Source organism: Dietzia sp. DQ11-71 (assembly GCF_014144995.1).
GTDB classification, from domain to species: Bacteria; Actinomycetota; Actinomycetes; order Mycobacteriales; family Mycobacteriaceae; genus Dietzia; species Dietzia kunjamensis.
The window spans coordinates 1-3,765 of sequence record NZ_JAALDT010000163.1 but is presented as its reverse complement, the minus strand read 5'-3'; the positions used below and the strand labels follow the sequence as shown (position 1 = coordinate 3,765).

4 protein-coding genes and 1 pseudogene are annotated in these 3,765 nt (G+C 72.3%); 4 read left to right on the top strand and 1 reads right to left on the bottom strand.

Translation table 11 applies throughout. The features are described from left to right. Positions 1-677 (bottom strand): hypothetical protein (locus tag G6023_RS06720; protein ID WP_241727728.1); only part of this gene is annotated, 677 nt, incomplete at its 3' end. A gap of 80 nt (positions 678-757) precedes the next feature. Here G6023_RS06720 and G6023_RS06715 point away from each other — a divergent pair. The 4 genes and pseudogenes from G6023_RS06715 to G6023_RS06705 all read left to right on the top strand — a co-directional run. Next, positions 758-2,218, top strand: a complete 1,461-nt coding sequence (locus tag G6023_RS06715) for a M20/M25/M40 family metallo-hydrolase (protein ID WP_182634603.1) — start codon at positions 758-760, stop codon at positions 2,216-2,218. Between the two features lie 78 nt (positions 2,219-2,296). Further along, a complete protein-coding gene (locus G6023_RS16275; protein ID WP_347570734.1) occupies positions 2,297-2,920 on the top strand; it encodes an alpha/beta hydrolase in 624 nt (207 codons plus the stop codon). 9 nt (positions 2,921-2,929) lie between these two features. Next, the gene (locus tag G6023_RS06710) at positions 2,930-3,484 is read left to right on the top strand and encodes an alpha/beta hydrolase (RefSeq protein WP_347570735.1); all 555 of its coding nucleotides are present in this window, start codon (positions 2,930-2,932) and stop codon (positions 3,482-3,484) included. Between the two features lie 51 nt (positions 3,485-3,535). Continuing rightward, a pseudogene (locus G6023_RS06705) lies at positions 3,536-3,765 on the top strand (AAA family ATPase); the annotation flags it as partial.

The following is a 3,765-nucleotide window of genomic DNA, read 5'->3' as shown; positions in this document are numbered from 1 at the left end:
GTCCGCGCGTCACGCGGCAGGAATTCCGCCCACCCCTGGTCGCAGCGGGCCCACGCCCAGCCGGCGTCCGCCGCGGCGTCGGCCGCGTCGACCGGGACGGTCCGTCCACGCACGGGGACGTCCGGCCCGTCCTTCGCCTGGATGAGCAGGCAGTCGCCAGACCGGTCGAAGCGGAAGCAGCGCTCGCCGTCGACCTCGAGCTCCAACCGGTCGCCGTCGATCAGGAGCTTGCCGATCAGCTGGCCCAGTAGTTCACGGGTGACCCACGGCAGCGTGCCGCGGGGTCGACCGCGCACCGCGTGGTCGGCGATCCCCGCGCCCACCATGGTGGGCCGACGGTGGACGTCGACATCGATGCGCTCGCGCGGGTCGGCCACCAGTCCCAGCTCGGGCGAGGTCACGCGGAGCTGGCGCGGGGCGGCGTACCGCATGACGGCGTTGACCACGAGTGGGCGGGTGATCACCTCGGGCCGGATGACCACGCCCACGCCGTCGATCTCCGGGCGCGAGCACAGAGCGCCGGTCTCGCCGATGGCGTCGGCCTCCGGGAACCGCTCCGACACCTCGTCGCACAGCGCCTCGAGGTCCGCGCGCACGCGTGCGGGCAACTCGTCGACGGAGGAGAGTTCGCGGAGCTCCTTCTCGGCAGGGGTGACGACGATCACAAAGCTACTCATGTGCACACCATACTTCATGCTGCGTTCACTTTCCGTTCATGTCGCCGAGTCGTGTCGGAGCGGGCAACTACTCTGTGCGCATGGCCGACTCCCCCGCGTTCGCTGACCCCCACGCCGATCTCGCCCCGCTCGCGGCCGCGGTCGCCGCCCAACTCGACCGGGCCCGCTCCGATCTCGCCGATCTCGTCGCCCTGCCGTCGGTGCACGATGCCGAGCCGGCGGCCTGCGCACAGGCCAGCGACCTCGTCCGCGGCCTGCTCACGGACCTGCCGATCCCGGGCCTGGGCCCGGACTCGGTCGAGGTGATCGAGACGTCCGACGGGTCGCGCGCGGTGTTCGCCCACCGCCCGGCCGCACCCGGCCGCCCCACCGTGCTGCTCTACAGCCACTACGACGTCCAGCCCTCCGGGGACCCGGGCGAGTGGACGTCCTCGCCGTGGGAACTGACCGAGCGCGACGGCCGGTGGTACGGCCGCGGTGCCGCGGACTGCAAGGGAAACCTCGTCGTGCACCTCGCCGCCCTGCGCGCCCTCGCCGCCCTGGGTGACGACGACGAGGTCGGCGACCCCGGGGCGGACCCGCTGGACGGCCTGGGGATCCGACTCGTCGTGGAGGGCTCCGAGGAGACCGGCGGAGGGGGCCTGGACGATCTCGTGGCGTCGCGGCCCGACCTGGTGGCGGCGGAGGCGATCCTCATCGCCGATTCCGGGAACGTCTCGGTCGGCACCCCCACGCTCACGACCAGCCTCCGGGGGATCGCCAACCTCGTCGTCGTCGTCGACACCCTGGAGGCCGGGGTCCACTCCGGACAGTTCGGGGGCGCGGCGCCCGACGCGCTCGCCGCCCTCATCTCCATCCTCGCCTCGCTGCGCGACCCCGCCACCGGCGCCACGACCGTCGACGGCCTGGACTTCACCGGCGAGTGGGACGGGCAGGCCTACCCCGAAGAGACGTTCCGCGCCGACGCCGGGATCCTCGACGGGGTGGAGGTCTCCACGGCGGCCCCGCTCGCGGACCTGGTGTGGTCACGGCCCGCGGTGACCGTGCTGGGGATCGACTGCCCGCCGGTCGAGGGGGCGATCGCCGCCGTCCAACCCCGAGCCCGCGCCCTGATCAACCTGCGCGTCCCACCCGGGATCGACCCGGTGGAGGCGCAGCGGCTCCTCACCGAGCACATCGAGCGGCGCAGGCCCTGGAACGCCCGTGTGAGCGTGGAACCCGAGGCCGTCGGCCACCCGTTCCGCTCGGTGCCGGCGGGCGGCTCGGACCCCGTCCACGACCTGCTCTCGCAGTGCCTGGCGCAGGCCTACGGTGCGGAGGAGGTCGCCGTGGTCGGCTCCGGCGGATCGATCCCACTGTGCACCGCGCTGCAGCGGGCGCATCCCGACGCGAGCATCGCACTGTTCGGCGTCGAGGACCCCGCGGCCGCGATCCACTCCCCCGACGAGAGCGTCGACCCGCGGGAGATCGAGCGCATCGCACTGGCGGAGGCGGCGTTCCTGCAGCGCTACCGCTGCGCCCCCGGCCCGGAGAACCGGTAACGGTGTGATGCCCGTGGACCGATACTGTCACCAGTGGCGGTTCGACCAGATCTCGGCTGCCCGGAAGAAGGAGCCGCCATGCCCGTTCCCGCACTCGCCCACCGCGTCACCCGCGCAGGCCGCGCCCTCCTCGCGACCGCCGCCGCCGCCGCACTGACAGTGGGGCTGCTCCCCGCCCCAGCGCAGGCGCAGGGACTGCCGGGGTCGATCAGCCCGGAGCAGATCGCCAACGGTGCTCTCGGCACCATCTCGCCGGAGAGCCTCAGCCAGCTCCTCTACTTCGGCAACCTGCCGGGCTCGTCCGGGTCGTCGATGATGGGCATCGCCAACCGACTCGGATTCTCCCCCAACATGTTCGCCGGACCCCCGCCGCCGGCACCCCAGCCCAACCCGAACATCACCGAGACGCGCGTCGTGAGCAAGGAGATCGACGGACGCTACGAGCGGTGGCTCATCGACTCGGCCGACATGAAGCGCGGGATCACCGTCGAGGTCTACCGCGCGCCCAACGGTAATCAGAACGCGCCGTTCCTCTACCTCCTCGACGGTGTCGGCTCCGAACTCCCCAGCGGCTTCATGCAGTGGGGCGCGGCAGAGCAGTTCGCGGACGAGAACGTCAACCTCATCATCCCGACCGGTGGCCAGGGTTCGATGTGGGCGGACTGGAACGAGCCCGACCCAGTGCTGGGCATCAGCAAGTAGGAGGCCTTCATCACCCGCGACCTGCCCGCCCTGGTCGAACCCGAGGTCAGCACCAGCCGCAGCCGCGCGATCGGCGGGATCTCGATGGGCGCCGGCGCGGCCGTGACCATCGCCACCCGCCACCCCGATCTCTACCGGGCCGTCTTCGGCGTCTCGGGCTGCTACTCCACCGGCACGCTCGGTCAGATCCTCACCCGCTACACCGTGGAGAGCCGCGGCGCCACGCTGACCAACATGTGGGGCGAGCCGGGCAACGCTCAGTGGGCGGACCACGACGCGCTCATCAACGCGGAGGAGTTGCGCGGAAAGGCGATCTACCTCTCGTCCGGCACGGGCGTGGCCAACCCGGGCGACTGGGAGGACTACAACAACGACGCCGCCAACTTCGTCGCCGGCATGGCGCTGGAGCAGGCGACCGGGCAGTGCACACGCGCGGCGGACCGTCGCCTGCGCGAACTGCGCATCCCGGCGACGATCGACCACCTGCCCACCGGGCTGCACAACTGGTCCTACTACTCGCGTCAGATCCCCGTCGCCTGGAACGCCATCCGCGGCGCGCTGTGACCCCGCCGGGGCCGGAGGGGGTCCTGCGCTCGCCGCGATACGCTCACCTCCGTGAACTCCCGCCCGGATCTTGACCTGACCCTGCGTCTGTCGGCGTCCGCGGCCGACTCCCGACGGGGAATCGTCCGCGCACACCCGGAGGTGATCCTCGCGCTGGGGATGCGCGAGTGGGATGCCATCGAGATCATCGGCGCCCGCACCACGGGCGCCGTGGTCGCCGCCGCGGCCACGGGCGCGCCGAGCGGCGTGCTGGTGGTCGACGAGGTGGTGGCCGCCAACTG

What these genes read in the sequence shown, in the direction of transcription:
- G6023_RS06715 (WP_182634603.1), top strand. Translation starts at nt 758, where the DNA reads ATGGCCGACTCCCCCGCGTTCGCTGACCCCCACGCCGATCTCGCCCCG.
- G6023_RS16275 (WP_347570734.1), top strand. Translation starts at nt 2,297, where the DNA reads ATGCCCGTTCCCGCACTCGCCCACCGCGTCACCCGCGCAGGCCGCGCC.